Raw genomic sequence first — 16,781 nt, forward strand, 5'->3', positions numbered from 1 at the left:
ATCACCGAATTATGGTGATCCTTTTTATATGCAGAGAAAAAGTCTTCCCCGAATGGGAAAGACCTGTGCGAAGACTCCATTACATATTTTCCTTAACCTTCACCATCGAGGTATCCTGAGTTACATTACCTTTGCGTTTTAGTTTACCCCAGCCAACGGTTACTCCCTTTATTGCCGAGAAGATGGATTTAATTACTACATAAGTCATCAGCTGTTTGTACAAGATTCGTTGCAGAAACAATGAGACTAGTGGTTTGGGACTTTCTTTCTCCAAGCGAAACGCATAGAGAGAAGTTAAGAAATCCAGCAAGTAAAAAAGAATAAAGCCAATCGCAGCTCTTTCAGGGTGTGGGTTAAACAGGGCTAAAATAAACAAGATATCTGCAATAGGCGATATGGTTTGATAAATATATTGGAAAAGCCACATGTTTGGTAGGGCGATAAATCCTAATGAGTTATGTTTTTTATTAAATAAAGCCTCCCGATGTTTCCATAAGCATTGTAAGGTACCATAAACCCATCGGTAACGCTGTTTTGCCAGACTTTTAATATCTTCCGGCACTTCTGTAAAGGCATATGCCTTTTCTTCAAATTCAATCTTTTTCCCTAGGCGTAAAAGGGTAAGTGTGATATCGGTATCCTCTGCCAGTGTATCCTCTTGAAAGTATCCAGCTTCTTCTACCGCCGTCTTTCTCCATGCACCGATTGCACCTGGTACAACCGTAATGCAATTGAGAGCGGCAAATGCCCTTCTCTCTAGGTTAAAGCCTGTCACATATTCGATATGCTGCCAGTTTGTAAGAAGGTTCCCCTTATTGCCGACCTTTACATTCCCTGAAACCGCTGCAACCTTTTCATTTTTAAAATGGTTAACAAGCAATGAAATGGCATTTTCCGCGATGAGTGTATCTGCATCAAGAGCCACCACGATTTCCCCGTTTGCTTCTTTAAAACCAAGATTAACAGCAGAAGATTTTCCCCCATTGGTTTTTTTTATTAATCTGATAAGCGGATGTTTTGCATATGTTTCTTGAACGAAACCAGCCGTATCATCCTTTGATCCGTCATCGATAATCAGTATCTCAAAAGCTGGGTAGTCGCTGGATAAAATTGAATCTACTGTTTTACAAATTACTTTTTCCTCGTTATAGGCAGCAATCACGACGCTGACAAAAGGGGTAAAGCCAGGGTCGATCACGGTCTCCTTATACCTTTTTACTTGCTTTCTTGAAAGGAAAACGAAGATAGCCAGTCGTAAGATTCCTAACAGGATCGCTGAGTAGAACAGGAAGCTTAATCCTACGTGCCAGCCTTGTAGCACCATGAATACAGCCTTGTCATAGACCAAATATGGGCTGTCCTTAACAGGGGGCATAATCTGACTATTATTTTTTCCAGTTAGATCAGCAATGGTGGTAAATGTATAGCCGCGCTGTTTGAGTTCTTTAATAATCGTAGGCAAGGCTTCTACCGTGTTGGAGCGGTTACCGCCAGCATCGTGCATCAAAATCACATTTCCTTCAGGAAGCTGATCCAAAACCCGCTTCACAATTTCATCACTAGGAAGTCTTTGCCAATCGTCTGAGTCAATTAATTCACCGACCATGGTATAACCCATATCCTGTGCTCGCAAGATTGGCTCCAGTTCGCTCTTTGTGCTCGGTTCCGCATTGGCCACATACGGCGGACGGAAAAGAGTCATCGAATGACCGGTAATTTCTTGAAATAATCGCTGATTTGCATTTAGCTCCATTCTCGTTTGAAATGGTGTGATCGATGCAACATCCGGATGGGTAAAGGTATGGTTACCAATTTCGTGACCTTCTTTATACATCTTGTTAACCAGTTCTGGATGCTGCAGTGCGTTCTCGCCAATAATAAAGAAGCTTCCTTTTATGTTATTCTTGTCCAAAATGTCTAATATTTGTGGTGTATAGGTTGGATCCGGACCGTCATCAAAGGTAAGGACGACTTCCTTACCTTTGGGTTGGCCATACCGAACGATCTCGGAAGGCTTTGGTAATTTACGATAGGTTTCGGTTTGAATCAACCCATGTGAATCCAATTGAATCGTTCTTTTTCCTTTTTCTGATGGAGAAGCAATTTTTAAAATCTCTCCAGCACCTGTATAGTGAACAGGCTTAGGGCTGACCAAGGTTTGAAGGGCATGGGATGGATCGGTTATTTCCTTTGGTTTATTTAGGTAATTCCAGATTGAAGGATCTTCAGAACCGAGCCGCCAAACCGCAATTCCTCTTGAACCGTGATCCATCGCTAACTTCATTTGATTATAAAACGAAGCTGCATCTAAAAACCAAACAACATGGTTTTTTCCGTTTCTTTTGTAGCGTACATAAGGGTTACCTATTTGTTTATTCCATTGGATTTGGAGGTTGGTCCCAATTCCTAAATCCATGATATCGCCGAAAGCAACCGTATCTGCGGGCTGATGGGAGTTTTCTTCCCAGTCGTAACCGAAGCTTCCCAAACTAACAATCAACTTTTCAGAAGGAATATGGAGCTGGTTCAAGTTCTCTTTTACCCAATCAGATGGAGCCACAGGTCCAGGTTTACTCATCGAATGGTGCTGGTCATAGAGCATGACAATCATCCGATCAACATTCGTTGCTAAAGAAGTATAGTTAAAACTGTTGTTATTCGGTGGAACATCCAGTGTGACCATCAGACCATGTGGATGAAACGCCTCATGAACTTTATCGATAAAATGTGTGAAATGATCTTTGTCCTTTGGATGGATATCTTCAAAGTCTATATTAATTCCGTCAAAGTCATTTGTTCTCACATAATCCAACATCTTTTTAATAAAAAGATCTTCAGCACCGGGAGTAATAAATAAGCGGTGAAGAGCTTCGCCATCCCATTTATTATGACTAAAATTATTCACTAATGGGAGAATCTTTATATTATGGGCTTTGGCCTCTGCAATAATGGACTTGTCCGTGCTGGTTTTTAGGGTAGGGCCAGGAGTAAGCTGCATCCACCCCGGCACTAATGTTGTAATCGATTCGCTATTCTTTTTAAAAGAAGTATGGCTGTTTTTGTCCCAATCGACGTAAAAACCATACACTTCTTGTTTTTTGTTTGATTGCCCGATATTTTTTTGAATATGAGGGGAAGGACTCGTTTTTTGAAACTGAGTGGCAAGCTGTTCTGCACTGAAACTTTTATTAATCGGCTCGATCCCGCTCTTTACTGCTCTTTTATTCAATTGTAGTTCAGGAAATTCTGGGTTCGTATTAAGACTTTCAATAAAAATAGTCGATACTAAAATAATTAAAACCGTAAAGCCTGCACTCATTCTTTTGATAATGGACCAGCGTCTTTTGGCTGGATCAAGAAAAATATGTTCTTGATTTCTCTCCCTCTTTTTCAGCCCCAAATTGTAAAACCAATGGAAAATAAAGTAGCAGACAAGGCCAATCAAGCCTCCTAGAACCCCCGAGACAAAAGTTTGTGAAAGCTGTATTTTTGACATCAGGGTAGAAAATAACCAGTAATCCTCCAATAAACGCATATCCAGGAAGGGTAAATGATTCATCCTTGGTATAAAAAGCGGAATCAACGTTCCAAGAAATAAAGCAATGATATTAAGACGCAACAAAAGTGAAAGAACAAGCAATAATGGTATTCTAAAACTATCTAAAGGGAAAAACCCCATGAAAAAACCAAGTGTACTTGCAACTGCTCCTGCATTTCCTGTGACGGGTGCAAATAATGATCTAACAATCCACCTAAAAACACGATTCACATTGACTCCTCCTATAGGTGTAGTGTTTTAAAAATGTATCATTTTATTGTAATAGATTGATTTTATACAGTTGAATTTATAAAAAATGTTAACTGAAAGTTATCCTACTATCTCGCGGGTGGATTTTTCGACAAAAAATGACTATCTTCAAACACTTAGATAATCATTTAAAGATTTTGGGGGTAGGAGGATAAAGTTTTTTTAATTTTAAATGGCAATTGAGGAGGATTTTGTGTAAATGTAAAAACCTCATTTAGATATATGTTGTAAAAAAAGCTGAAATATACTAAGCCATTGAATTGGCTATATATATTTCAGCTTAAATTAATTAAGAAATTATTATATTTTTTTTCTGATTTTTTTGAGTTTATCAGATTTTTTCGAAAGCATCTGTTGGGACATATATAAGTCTTCAACTTTCTCTTGAACATCATCAAAGTTTTCATGTAACGACTTAATCATGAGCTCTCGATCTTTTGCTTTGATCGCATCAATATACAGTTGATGATTATTGATGATCCGTGTAAAGTCTTCATACTTTTCTTTAAAACGACTACGCATGGATAGAACAATCAAGCTTTCCATCACAGGCTTTAAATTTTCCCAGATCATCAGGATGTAGGAATGATTGATCGACCGAATAATTGTTTCGTGGAATAGGACATCCTGATAGGAAAACTCATCAGCATCTCGGTATTTTATGGCAATTTTCATCATTTCTAGTATTTTATTAAGTTCCATTACTAATTCATTCGTGTCCATCCTTACTAGCCGTTCAAACACAAACGTTTCAATGAGTAAACGTACATCATAAATTTCTGCATATTCTTTTTCTGTTAAACCTATGACAACCGCACCCATTCTTTCTAATCGGATGATATTTTCAGATGCAAGTATTCTTAACGCTTCTCGAATGGGTGAGCGGCTCACACCAAAATCGGCAGCTAATTTATTTTCAGATAGGATAGCACCGCTTACAATCATGCCCGAAATAATACGCATTCTAAGCTCGGATGTTACACGATCACCAGCTGAAGCTTTTGAAAGCCATTTTTCAGGATAAAGAAATTCCTTTGATTCAGCCATAAATTCACCTTCTCTTAAGGGGTATACTTGTATACAAGCATTATAATAGAACATTTTAATAATGCAAGCGCTTTTTTTTCGGTTACACAGGCACCGCCCGATATTTGTCGAAAGTAATTGGTGTTCAGATTGGCAAGGCAGTAAGGAAGGGGATCTATCGTTCTATTTACTTAATTTAAAGAAGGTTAGTAAATATATTACGAAATGTGAAGAATAACGTAACAATTAAATTATTGTAAAATAATTAATAAGAAAAGTATTGACTTCAAATATAATAGCCCCTAAAATAAACTTGTAAATGCAAGCGGTTACAAGTAGAAGTGGATCGATATTTTTTTGACCAGTATGTAACGGGTTACACAAAGTGATAACACCTTTTTTTACAAGAGTATGTAACGGGTTACACAAGCTGAGATTTCAGTAGGGTTACCAACCACTTTTTTTTAGAAGAATGTGTAACGGGTTACACAAAATGATAAGACCTTTTTTTTGGCTATGTTAAAGCTCATTGTTGATTTTGGCACATGTTGATTGGAGCGAAGCGCCTGGAGCGGAAATCAACAGCCAGGTATAACAGAGCTTTTTTTAAAAGAATATGTAACGGGTTACATAAAATAAATGAGAAATTTTTCATTAAGGGAAGTGAGTGAACAGCATGACCACGATTAAGGATGTAGCAGCTGTAGCAAACGTGTCTGTTGCCACTGTTTCTAGAGTTTTAAATAATAAAGGTTATATCAACGAGGAAACCAGAAAGAAGGTTCTGCTCGCCATTTCGGAATTAAATTATGTGCCAAATGAGGTGGCCAGAAGTCTTTTTAAGAAACAGTCGAAGACGATTGCCCTTATTGTTCCGGATATTAAGAACCCGTTCTTTCCTGAAGTGGCAAGAGCGATTGAAGATGTGATGAGCAGTCAGGAATATACATTGATCCTCTGTAATTCGGATGGGCAAGTGGAAAAGGAAATCATGTATTTGGATGTCATGAAGCAGAAATATGTGGATGGAATTATTATTGTCACGAGTACATTGACACCTAAGCATATTAAAAATAGAGACATCCCAATCGTGGCGTTAGACAGGCCAATTAGTAGCGACCTCCCCTCCGTTTCGGTTAACAATTTGGAAGGGGCAAGGCAAGCGGTTCAGTATTTGAAGAAGATTGGCTGCCAAAAGATTGCTCATATTCGCGGTCCGCATGACATTAGTAATGCGGATGAACGGTATAAAGGCTACTTAGCTGAGGTGGAGCACGAATCATGGTTTCACCCGGATTTAGTGGTGGATGGAAATTATCATGTGGAGCAGACGACAGAGGCAGCCACGAGGTTACTGATTAAGAATCCTGATATTGATGGGATCTTTGCAGGGAACGACTATATGGCAGTAGGCGTCTTAAAGGCGGCTAGAAAGCTGGGGATTCGGGTACCAGACGATCTATCGTTAATCGGTTTTGATGGGATCCAACTGAGCCAATTAACAAGTCCTGAAATCACGACGATGGCTCAGCCGATTTATGAACTAGGCTCTACAGCCGGTGAGCTGTTGCTAAAACTGATTGAAGGAAAGACCGTTCCGAAGCTTGATCATCTGTTTGAAGTTTCATTAATGAAAGGCCAATCTACAAGGGATTAGGAGTGATAACATTTGAAAAATAGAAAAATAACTGTCATTGGCAGTATCAATATGGATTTAGTGACGAGTACCAATCGAGTACCGATTCTTGGAGAGACGTTGATGGGGGAATCCTTTCATACGATTCCTGGAGGAAAGGGCGCTAATCAGGCCGTGGCCGTTGCAAGGTTAGGCGCGGATGTGACGATGATTGGCTGTGTCGGCAAGGATTTATTTGGCCAGAACCTATTGAAGCATTTGAAAGAACAGGGTGTCAATGTTTATAATGTGGAACCGGTTACAGATTCCTCAACAGGAATCGCCGCGATTACCATCTCGAATGGAGAGAATCAGATTATTGTGATTCCAGGTGCGAATTATCATGTGACACCAGCATTTGTGGCATCGTTTGAGGACGTGATTGCAAAAAGTGATATTTTGTTGCTTCAACTCGAAATACCACTTGAAAGTGTCGAAAAAGCAGTCGAGCTTGCCCACAAGCATCAGGTAAAGGTGATTTTGAATCCTGCACCGATTCAGCCGCTTCCGAAGGAATTGCTAGAAAAGGTCGATTATCTTACTCCGAATGAGTATGAACAACAATTACTCTTTGATTTGGTCGAATGGACGGAGCAAGAACGGCAAGCAATGTTAAAGAAATGTATTACTACCAGAGGTTCAAAGGGGATTACTTTTTTTCAAGAGGAAAAAGTGGAGATTCCTAGTTTTAAAGTAGATGTTGTCGATACGACGGGTGCTGGGGATTCTTTTAATGGAGGATTCGCGTATTCGATCAGTCAAGGGGCGTCTTTGGCGGAGGCCTGCCAGTTTGCGTCAGCGGTTGCGGCCCTTTCGGTTACCAAGCTTGGTGCCCAAGGCGGCATGCCGACGATGGAAGAGGTTCGGACGTTTTTACGGGAAAGGAAGGAAGAATTATGAAGAAATACGGCATATTAAATAGTCACATTTCCGAAGTCCTTTCAAGGCTTGGTCATACGGATACGATCGTGATTGCAGATTGCGGCCTGCCAATCCCGGAAGAAACGATCCGAATTGATCTTGCTCTTAGCCTAGGGACCCCATCGTTTATAGAAACACTGGAAGTGATCTTAGCGGATATGGCGGTGGAAAAAGTAACCCTTGCTCATGAAATCAAAGATCAGAATCCAGAAGTAGAGGCACAGGTTACGAATCTAGTAAATGGTGTTCCAATTGCCTATCTTACCCATGAAGAACTAAAGGCGTTAACGAAGAATGCCAAAGCGGTAATTCGCACCGGTGAAGCAACTCCCTATGCCAATATCATTTTACACGCAGGAGTGATTTTCTAATATGAGCCTCACACCTATCATCGAAATGAAGGGCTGCAGCACGTGAACGCGGCGAAGGGTTCCACAAAGCCATTGATGCAGTGGCTGATATCCAAGTGGTTGCCAAGCAAGCAGCAGATTTTGACCGGGCTAAAGGATTAACAGTAATGGAAAATATTCTTCAAGGCAACAAAGATATCCAAGCCGTGTTTGCCCACAACGATGAAATGGCGTTAGGAGCTCTTCAAGCACTTGATGCAGCTGGAATGAAAGATGTCATTGTTGTTGGTTTTGATGCAACGGAAGACGCAGTGAAAGCAGTCCATGACGGAAAAATGGCAGCAACTGTAGCGCAAAAGCCAGCTGAAATTGGCCAAAAAGGTGTACAAACAGCAATGAAAGTATTTAAGAAAGAATCTGTAGATAAGTTTGTTCCAGTATCGTTAGAATTGATTAAGAAGTAATTTTTTTCGGAGATTGATAGAGATTGGTGGGGAGAAGTGTGTTAGCGCACTTCTCCTTTTTTAGTTTAGTTGAAGGGTATGATGCCAGTGGAGTTTAAAGGCTAAAAGAAAAAGGTGTAGTCCCGAGAACCGGCGAGAATGCACCTTTTCCCTTTTTTAAGCTATTTTTTCCTCTAGTTTATTCCCCATCCCTTTTGTTATGATAAGGGCTGCCAGTGAGTTTTTAATAATATTAACGGTTGTCGAAGATTGCCTTTGTCCTATACATTTTGTAGAAGGTTGTCTAAACTAACAATAAAAGTCGTTTATTTGAAGAAGGGTATGAGGAGAAAAAATGGGGCAGCCAAATAGATTAATTAGAGAGCAAGCAATTGAACTATTACGTGAAAATAAAAGGAAATCAATTTTTCAAGATCTAACGACTCAAAACGTATCTTCTGGATTGATTTCTAGTACTTTAGTCATGACAGGTCCAGCGTTAATCATTCTGCAGGCAGCAGCGGCAGGGCATTTCTCTAATCAGCAAACCATCAATTGGATGTTTGCCGTCTATTTCTTTGGAGGGTTGTTAGGGATTGTTATGCCTCTGTTATTTAGAATTCCCATTACCGGAGCTCACTCGATTTCGGGGGTTGCTTTTTTAGCGACAGTGACAGCACATTTTACTTATCCCCAGCTAATTGGCGGGTATGTGATATCGGGGCTGTTGATTTTGCTGATTGGGTTGTCAGGACTTTTTACTAAAATTATTAAATGGGTTCCGAAAGAGGTCATTGCAGCCATGCTGGCAGGCCTGGTCACCAATTATGTTGTTCAGCTTGTCCAAGACGTTAAGGCGTTACCAATAGTTGGTGGGGCAGCCTTGCTTAGTTTTTTTATCAGTACGAAAATCTCAAAACGGATCCCGGCCGTTATGGTCGCAGTGGTTGTCGCTTTTATTACTTTGTTTTTAACCCAAGATCTACATAGCTCATCTAAGGAGATTGCCTTTTTCCTACCATCCATACAATTGCCGGAATTTACCTGGATGGGGATGGTCACATTAGGTCTGCCTCTGGCCATGTTAATCTTAAGTAATGATGTGGCACCTGGAATCGGCGCACTAGAAAGCTCGGATTTTGAACCGCCCATTCGAAAAATTGTTTCTTTTAGTGGAGTGTTTTCGATTATTGCCAGTTTTTTCGGGGGGCAAAGTGCGAATATTGCTGGCATGATGACCGCCATCTGTTCTAGTTCGGATGCAGGGGTAAAATCAAAGCGGTATATGGCGGCAGTGGTATCAGGGATTTTGACATTATTGTTTGGTGTTTTTGCTTGGAAAATCGTTCCATTTATCCAATCGTTACCCCACGCTTTTGTATCGATGCTAGCAGGGTTTGCGCTAATCGGCGTCCTTCTATCTAGTTTGCAGCTGGGTTTCTCCGCAAATAAATATCGTTTAAGTGCCCTATTTGCGTTCCTCATCGCATTATCCAATGTATCATTTTTCCATATAAGTGCACCTGTATGGGGGCTGGTTGTTGGAGCCATTATTGCGAAGACGGTGGAAGCGTAAAATTTTGTACCTCTCACGCTCTCGTAGATTGGTAGGTTGTTAGAGGGGAGAAGTGTTAGTGCACTTCTCCTTTTTTTACCGTAAACTAATTTCACTAGTTATCAGCGAATCTATATAAATTTCCGGAAGCTTACGACATTTGCTGGATATTAATTGATTGACAAGATTAACCATCGAGTGTAGAGTGAAGGTTAAATTAATAGGAAGACCACTAGGGGAGCCATTTTATGGCTGAGACAGGAGTTATCTTGGACCCTTTGAACCTGATCTAGTTCATACTAGCGTAGGAAAGTGGAGTTCGTGTATGGATAGATATAATTATTCAGCCGCTCCATTTTTGGGGCGGTTTTTTCGTGTTTGAAAATTCAGTCGCCTTTTCTAGAGTCTTTCCATTAAAACCAATAAGGGGGCAAAATTTTATGAGTTTTACAGCAGAATTAAGAAAAGAAGCAGATCCTATTTTCGAGGCGATTTTTGAACATCCGTTTGTGCAAGGAATCGCCAATGGGGATTTACAAAAGGAACAATTGATTCATTATGTTAAACAGGACTTTGAATATTTGAATTCGTTTATGCGCATCTATGGAATAGCGGTTTCCAAGTGTGAGAATCGTGAAGAAATGGATATGTTTAATACGCAGATTTCTTTTATCTTAAACAGTGAAATCCATCCTCATAATAACTTTTGTCAAGTAGCTGGTGTTCCCTACGAGGAATTACATGGATATCCGTTATCTCCCTCGGCTCTTCATTACACGCGTCATATGCTAACCGTTGCGCACGAAGGTACATTAGGGGAAATTTTAGCTGTGTTGTTGCCATGTCCGTGGACGTATTGGGAAATTGGGAAAAGATTATTAACGGAGGTTAATCCTGATCGCTCACATCCTTTTTATGATTGGATCAGTTTTTATGGAAATCGTACCGATTCGATTACCACGAAATTTTGTGCCCGTCTTGATGAGTGGGCAATGACAGCAACAGAGAGAGAGAAGGAAAAAATGAAGGATCATTTCTTAATCAGTTGTCAGTTGGAATATATGTTTTGGGATATGGCTTATAAACTCGAAGAATGGCCTGTGAAAATGGAGGTAGTGAAACGATGACTTGGAAGATGAAAGAAGTCGTTCTTGCTGTGATTCTAGCGGTCGCTTGTGGAGTAATCTATTTAGGATGGTCGACGCTGTGGATTCCTATTTCCGCTCTTGTCGGGCCGGTGGGTGCAGGTTTTATGTTTGGAATTTGGGTGATTGCTAGTCCAATCGTCGCGTATATTATCCGCAAACCGGGAGCAGCGCTTATTGCTGAGATTGCAGCGGCCGCAGTAGAGTTATTAACCGGAAGTCATTTTGGTTTGTCGGCCCTTTTAGTAGGTGTCTTTCAAGGGATTGGTGCAGAAATCGCATTCGCAATATTCGGATATAAACGCTACAATCTATTTACTTTAATGCTATCTGGAGCTTTTGCAGCGCTAGGCAGCATGATTTATAACTTAATCGCCAACGGTTTTGGATATTACACGAAGGAAGTATTTTTTACAACATTAGGAATTCATGTCATCAGCGGAATGATTCTCGGTGGATTGTTAGCGAAGGTCATTGTAGACGCACTCGCAAAAACAGGTGTGTTAGAACAATATGAACTGATGAAGGAAAAAAGGAAAAGGGAAAACGTCGATGGACATATTTCTGGGATGTAAGGATCTTTCGATTCGCTTTTATAATCGCTCTGAAAAAATACTCAGTCATATTACTTTATCCATCAATCAAGGCGAAAAAGTATTAATATTAGGGCCTAGTGGGAGCGGGAAATCGACGTTGATTTCCGCTCTTTCAGGTATTATCCCTGAGCATTTGGAGGCAGAGGTAAGTGGTGAAGTATTCTGCAGGAAAGATGCAGGTGTTATGTTTCAAGATCCTGATTCGCAATTTTGCATGCTCCATGTCGATGAAGAAATTGCGTTCAGTCTCGAAAACCGATCGATTCCGCGAAACGAAATGGACCAAATGATTTCAGAGTTAATGGATAAAGCAGGGCTGATGGTCGATAAGAAAACACCCATTGAAACCCTTTCAGGTGGGATGAAACAACGATTGGCGTTAGCTTGTTTACTGGCATTAGAACCAGAAGTCATCTTCTTTGATGAACCAACAGCCCAGCTAGACCCTGCTGGCCGGAATGAGATATTTGTTTTATTGAATCAATTAGCCCAAAAGACAAACCATACGATGGTATTTGTCGAACATGTCCTAGACGGATGCATCGAATGGATGGATCGAGTCATTATCCTAAATGAGAATGGAAGTATTATCGGGGATGGTCAGCCGAAAGAAATGCTCCTGAATTTTAAAAATGAAATGAAAGAAGCGGGCATTTGGCGCCCTAAGTTGTTTCCAGAAAAGTGGGAGGAAGTGGTTCGAAATAACGCGCATCCTCTTTCTATTAAACTTGCTAATCTGAAAAAAACCAAACCGCTCAAGGATGGCGAGATTTTACTACGCACCGAACATGTTGAAATTGGCTATGGGAAGAAGACCATCGTGAGCGATATTGATATAAAAATTCATAAAGGGGAATGGATTTCCATCGTCGGAGAAAATGGAAGTGGGAAAAGTACCTTTTTAAAAAGTCTGATCCGATTGGAGCCGATTAAAAAGGGGAAAATTCTCTTTCAAAATACGGAGCTAAAAAAATGGTCCGAACGAGAATTATATGAAAAAGCTGGCTTTGTTTTTCAAAATCCAGAACTTCAATTCATTACGGATACTGTCTTTGAGGAAGTTGCCTTTGGCGGCCGGCAACGAAATTGGCCCGAAGAGCTGATTCATACCAAGACCAACCAATTGTTAGAGGAGTTTGGATTGGAATCGCATAAAAATGCTCATCCGTTTACCCTAAGTTTAGGACAAAAACGGCGGTTAAGTGTGGCGACGATGTTATTGTTTGATCAAGATTTATTATTGCTTGATGAACCAACATTTGGTCAGGATGAAAAAACAGCGAACGAACTGATTCAACGCTTAAAGGAGCGGCAGGACCAGGGAACAACGATTGTCATGGTCACCCACGATATGGATTTAGTGGATGATTATTCTGATCAGGTTATCCTCTTCAACAAGGGAAGTGTAACCTATCAAGGGACCCCCTATGGGTTATTCTCAAATCCGAGTAATTTCCGTGACAGTGCGTTACTTCCACCCCTCCATTACCAGTTGATGCATGCAAGAAAAGAGGGGGTTTTTGTATGAAGGCAAACGATTCATTCCTGGCTACTCTTAATCCTGCATGTAAACTGCTCTCCCATTTGATTGTGATGTTTCTTTTAATGGCGATCTCCAATCCAAAGGTGACTTTTTTGATCTGGTTACTTGCTGTATTGATCGGTATTTTTTTAGGCGGATGGAGAATGACTTACCTTCTGAAAAGGCTTCTGCCTTATTTAGGTTTTTTTATTCTTGTATTTTGGATGATGGCGGCGTTTGGAGAAGGAGAAGAAACGATATGGAAATGGGCATGGTTCCATATTACTCAAGAGAGCATGAATCATGGCTTAACGATCGGTTTGCGGATGTTAGCGTTTGTTACGTATGGATTATTATTCACCTCTACCACAGACATCACCTTGTTCATCATGAGTTTAATTCATCAATGTAAACTTTCACCTAAATGGGCGTATGGGCTATTAGCGGGGTTCCGCTTTATTCCACTATTCCAATCTGAACTAAACCAAATGAAGACGGCTCATAAAGTCAGAGGTTACAAGCAGAAAAATAGCTGGAAAGCTTTTATGAGGTACTCTTTACCGCTGTTTACTCAAGGAATTAGGAAATCAGAACGAATGGCAATCGCAATGGAAGCGCGTGGATTTACGGGTACAAGAGACAGAACGTATTATCAAACAACTAAAATAATATCGAGAGACTTGATCTATTTACTTTCTTTGGTAATTGTTGGATTGGGGATTATTATTTTTATTGGATGAATAGGGAAGTTGATAGGCTGTTAGAGGGGAGAAGTGTTAGCGCACTTCTCCTTTTTACTTTGGAAGGTTCGTAAGCTGCCGGCATTCCTAAAGGTCTTTTTGATCGACGTTTAGTTCAATTAGATTCCCATCAGGGTCCGCACAGAATATTTGCGCAAAACCGCTCATGCCATTAGGTTTCTCTAACAGTTCAACATCCTTACTTTTCAACCAATTCAGCGTCTCTATGTAATCCTTCACTCTTAGTGCAAAATGGCCTTCCCTGCTGCTCAGGCGTTTATCTTGGCGAATCGTTTGTGATGTAGGAAGAACGATTAGATGGAGCTGTTGTCCCTCAACTTCGTACCAGGCACCAGGAAAATCAAAATTAGGACGTTTTATTTCTTTTAAACATAAGATGCTGCTATAAAAATGCTTGGCACGTTCTAAATCAGTAACCGTTAGACTAACATGGTGGAGTTCTTTATATTGGATCACCGCAGTCATCTCCCCTCATAAATTTAGTTCAATAATAACACAGATATGTGATTCACATGTGTCCAAGGAGAGTTTTGTCCATCGGAACCCGTCCGAAAGACATTTTACGGGTGTCCAAGGAGAGTTTTGTCCATCGGAACCCGTCCGAAAGACATTTTATGGGTGTCCAAGGAGAGTTTTGTCCATCGGAACCCGTCCGAAGGACATTTTATGGGTGTTCAAGGAGAGTTTTGTCCATCGGAACCCGTCCGAAAGACATTTTACGGGGTGTCTAAGGAGAGTTTTGTCCATCGGAACCCGTCCGAAGGACATTTTACGGGTGTCTAGGAAGAGTTTTGTCCATCGGCAAGCGGCCGAAGGACAATTTGGAGAGTTTTGTAGAATCAAAGAGAGGAAACTTAATCCATGAGATGGGATCTCTTGGAAAATGTCAAATATGAAACCCATAAAAAATCCTCTTCCCACAAAGGAAGAGGATTGCAGTTAACTAGTTGAGTTGTGGCAGCATGGTGTTTTTTTCGAACAAACCCAAGGTATTAGACATTCACTGTGACAAGCTCTTTTTTCCGTTCATCCCCGGAGTGATCAAACTCCTTGATCATCGCTATAAACGGTTCAATGAATTGAGGATCGAATTGTTTTCCAGAGCAGTTGCGCAATTCAGCGATTGCTTCATGGAAGGTTTTTGTTTTTTGATAAGGACGCTCGGTTGTCATTGCGTCAAAGGAATCGATCACGCAGAGAATTCGCGCCAGCTTTGGAATCGATTTTCCTGCTAAGCCATATGGATAGCCGTTCCCATCATAGCGCTCATGATGGAGTTCAACTAGCGGAATCAAGTCTTCTAATTTCTTATTCGTTGAAATGACCTCTTTTCCATAGGTTACGTGCTTCTTCATCAATTCCCATTCATGAGGCTCAAGCTTTCCTTTTTTATTTAAAATCTCCCGCGGGATTTCTATTTTTCCAATGTCATGGACAAGAGCTCCAAGAATCAGCGTTTTGCGTTCATGAACACTTAAGTTAAGCATCCGTGAAAAATCAACCGCATATTGGTAGACCCGTTTACTGTGGCGATAGGTATAGACATCTTTTGAGAGGAAGATCTTTAATTGAAACTCCGCTTCCTCCAACTCTTTTTCAAGTGAAAGCGAGCGATGAACGGAATATTCGGAAAGCCCATTATAAATTTGGACAAGATTTTTCCCTTGGTTCTTCGCCGCATACATGGCTTGGTCTGCTCTGTTCAGAAGTTCAGAAATATTGTAGGTCTCCTTTTCACATTCGGCAATCCCAGATGAAAAGGACAAGCAGCCGTAGGGGAGACGTTCCACCCCATTATAGTAGGTGTCATTTACTTTCTTCCGTAATTCATTCATGAACGAATAAGCAGTTTTGCGATCGGTGTTGGGCATGATGATCGAAAATTCTTCGCCGCCATAGCGTGCAACGATAAAATTTGCCGCGTCGGACTCGGTTTTCAAAATGCCACCAAATTCCTGGAGCAGATGATCGCCTTGAATATGCCCGTACAAATCATTAAATTTTTTAAAATCATCGATATCAAGGATGACCACACTTAAAGGCTGATCCGTTTCCTTTGCGATCGCTACTTCTTTTTCCAAAATTTCTTTAAAGTAACCGTGGTTATTGAGACCGGTCAGGGTGTCTTTGTTGGCTTTCTCGGAAATCTCTTTATATAAATTAAAATACTGTTTAAATGCTAATGATAATAAAAAGGCAATACAGGTGAATAGAGACAGACCGAATAATTCGTCGGGTTTCATTAATATGACTAGGACTAATGAAAGTACAAGTGTGATAATATATGTGGCAGCTGTCTCTTCAATAATTTCCTTAAAAAAGTTTACGATGTTTTCAGATGTTACCAATATGAAATAGATCCCAACTAATAGTAGATTTAGTGCAAAATAAGTGCAAAAAGAAAGTAAATAGGAAAAAATGTTATCAACACTGATCGGTCCAGTGATGCCATTTGTATATATATAAACATAATAGGCACTATTAATCATTAAAGAATAAACAGAGAAGTTAAACACATGTTTCCACCAAGCGATTTTCCGCTGGAATAAAGCAAATACAATGGAATGTATGAATAAAACAAGTAATGATGTATTTAATCCAAACAAAAAAAGACTTGCTAGATAAATAGAAGAATCCATGGAAAGGGAATTACCCTTTGGAGGAATCAGTACGGTGTAGTAATTAAGCAATAAGATGGAACCGGAAAAAGCAAAAATAACAATCCAATCCATTTGAGAGTACTGTGGGATTTTAATTGAGAAAGTAAAAAACAAAATGCCTAAGACTGAAATTAAGAAAAGATATATATTTGCAGGTGTCTTTAAAATACGCATACTCATCACTCTCATAAATAAATTTAGGAGAAGTAAAAAAGTTACTTCTCCCTACCATTCTACTCTTATACTAATTTATATCCAGATGTTAAAGCAATAATAATTGAACCGATAATGATTGCATTGAAAAGAATTCCAGTTAATT

At 40.1% G+C, this 16,781-nt stretch carries 12 protein-coding genes, 1 pseudogene and 1 riboswitch; of the genes and pseudogenes, 9 read left to right on the plus strand and 4 right to left on the minus strand.

The genetic code is table 11. The features are described 5' to 3' along the window. Positions 1 to 79: 79 nt before the first annotated feature. Positions 80 to 3,769 (minus strand): polysaccharide deacetylase family protein, encoded by a 3,690-nt coding sequence (locus ACSU6B_RS08630; RefSeq protein ID WP_410884390.1) that lies wholly within the window; start codon positions 3,767 to 3,769, stop codon positions 80 to 82. A gap of 339 nt (positions 3,770 to 4,108) precedes the next feature. Continuing rightward, complete coding sequence (locus ACSU6B_RS08635) at positions 4,109 to 4,855, minus strand: GntR family transcriptional regulator (RefSeq protein WP_214997882.1); 747 nt, start codon at positions 4,853 to 4,855, stop codon at positions 4,109 to 4,111. A 655-nt stretch (positions 4,856 to 5,510) separates the two neighbouring features. On the opposite strand from ACSU6B_RS08635, the gene ACSU6B_RS08640 reads away from it, so the two are divergent. From ACSU6B_RS08640 to ACSU6B_RS08680, 9 genes and pseudogenes are all read left to right on the plus strand, one after another. Further along, positions 5,511 to 6,491, plus strand: a complete 981-nt coding sequence (locus ACSU6B_RS08640) for a LacI family DNA-binding transcriptional regulator (RefSeq protein ID WP_410884392.1) — start codon at positions 5,511 to 5,513, stop codon at positions 6,489 to 6,491. 12 nt (positions 6,492 to 6,503) lie between these two features. Beyond that, positions 6,504 to 7,409 (plus strand): ribokinase, encoded by a 906-nt coding sequence (rbsK, locus tag ACSU6B_RS08645; RefSeq protein WP_410884394.1) that lies wholly within the window; start codon positions 6,504 to 6,506, stop codon positions 7,407 to 7,409. Next, positions 7,406 to 7,801 (plus strand): D-ribose pyranase, encoded by a 396-nt coding sequence (gene rbsD, locus ACSU6B_RS08650; protein WP_214997880.1) that lies wholly within the window; start codon positions 7,406 to 7,408, stop codon positions 7,799 to 7,801. Before rbsK ends, rbsD begins: the two co-directional genes overlap by 4 nt. A gap of 32 nt (positions 7,802 to 7,833) precedes the next feature. Beyond that, a pseudogene (locus ACSU6B_RS08655) lies at positions 7,834 to 8,244 on the plus strand (substrate-binding domain-containing protein); the annotation flags it as partial. Positions 8,245 to 8,578: 334 nt separating this feature from the next. Further along, entirely contained in the window at positions 8,579 to 9,799 is a 1,221-nt protein-coding gene (locus ACSU6B_RS08660; RefSeq protein ID WP_410884396.1) for a benzoate/H(+) symporter BenE family transporter, read from the plus strand. Between the two features lie 203 nt (positions 9,800 to 10,002). Further along, positions 10,003 to 10,106: riboswitch (TPP riboswitch) on the plus strand. Between the two features lie 112 nt (positions 10,107 to 10,218). Then, a complete protein-coding gene (gene tenA / locus ACSU6B_RS08665) occupies positions 10,219 to 10,905 on the plus strand; it encodes a thiaminase II (protein ID WP_410884398.1) in 687 nt (228 codons plus the stop codon). Next, positions 10,902 to 11,498: an ECF transporter S component gene (locus ACSU6B_RS08670; RefSeq protein ID WP_410884400.1), complete on the plus strand. Its 597-nt coding sequence runs from the start codon at positions 10,902 to 10,904 to the stop codon at positions 11,496 to 11,498. The genes tenA and ACSU6B_RS08670 overlap by 4 nt, the downstream gene beginning before the upstream one ends. Next, a complete protein-coding gene (locus ACSU6B_RS08675) occupies positions 11,476 to 13,047 on the plus strand; it encodes an ABC transporter ATP-binding protein (protein WP_410884402.1) in 1,572 nt (523 codons plus the stop codon). Before ACSU6B_RS08670 ends, ACSU6B_RS08675 begins: the two co-directional genes overlap by 23 nt. After that, positions 13,044 to 13,781: an energy-coupling factor transporter transmembrane component T family protein gene (locus ACSU6B_RS08680; RefSeq protein ID WP_410884404.1), complete on the plus strand. Its 738-nt coding sequence runs from the start codon at positions 13,044 to 13,046 to the stop codon at positions 13,779 to 13,781. The genes ACSU6B_RS08675 and ACSU6B_RS08680 overlap by 4 nt, the downstream gene beginning before the upstream one ends. Positions 13,782 to 13,868: 87 nt before the next feature. Here the strand turns inward: ACSU6B_RS08680 and ACSU6B_RS08685 are convergent, their stop codons facing one another. Both ACSU6B_RS08685 and ACSU6B_RS08690 read right to left on the minus strand, forming a co-directional pair. Continuing rightward, positions 13,869 to 14,258 (minus strand): VOC family protein, encoded by a 390-nt coding sequence (locus ACSU6B_RS08685; protein WP_410884406.1) that lies wholly within the window; start codon positions 14,256 to 14,258, stop codon positions 13,869 to 13,871. Between the two features lie 536 nt (positions 14,259 to 14,794). After that, entirely contained in the window at positions 14,795 to 16,636 is a 1,842-nt protein-coding gene (locus ACSU6B_RS08690) for a bifunctional diguanylate cyclase/phosphohydrolase (RefSeq protein WP_410884408.1), read from the minus strand. Positions 16,637 to 16,781 lie beyond the last annotated feature (145 nt).

Source organism: Neobacillus sp. C211, assembly GCF_051842875.1.
Taxonomy (GTDB): domain Bacteria; phylum Bacillota; class Bacilli; order Bacillales; family Cytobacillaceae; genus Neobacillus.

Bases quoted from the DNA above. Each gene is read 5' to 3' on its own strand.
- ACSU6B_RS08635 (WP_214997882.1), bottom strand. From the start codon at position 4,855: ATGGCTGAATCAAAGGAATTTCTTTATCCTGAAAAATGGCTTTCAAAA.
- ACSU6B_RS08640 (WP_410884392.1), top strand. From the start codon at position 5,511: ATGACCACGATTAAGGATGTAGCAGCTGTAGCAAACGTGTCTGTTGCC.
- rbsD (WP_214997880.1), top strand. From the start codon at position 7,406: ATGAAGAAATACGGCATATTAAATAGTCACATTTCCGAAGTCCTTTCA.
- ACSU6B_RS08660 (WP_410884396.1), top strand. From the start codon at position 8,579: ATGGGGCAGCCAAATAGATTAATTAGAGAGCAAGCAATTGAACTATTA.
- tenA (WP_410884398.1), top strand. From the start codon at position 10,219: ATGAGTTTTACAGCAGAATTAAGAAAAGAAGCAGATCCTATTTTCGAG.
- ACSU6B_RS08670 (WP_410884400.1), top strand. From the start codon at position 10,902: ATGACTTGGAAGATGAAAGAAGTCGTTCTTGCTGTGATTCTAGCGGTC.
- ACSU6B_RS08675 (WP_410884402.1), top strand. From the start codon at position 11,476: ATGGACATATTTCTGGGATGTAAGGATCTTTCGATTCGCTTTTATAAT.
- ACSU6B_RS08680 (WP_410884404.1), top strand. From the start codon at position 13,044: ATGAAGGCAAACGATTCATTCCTGGCTACTCTTAATCCTGCATGTAAA.
- ACSU6B_RS08690 (WP_410884408.1), bottom strand. From the start codon at position 16,636: ATGCGTATTTTAAAGACACCTGCAAATATATATCTTTTCTTAATTTCA.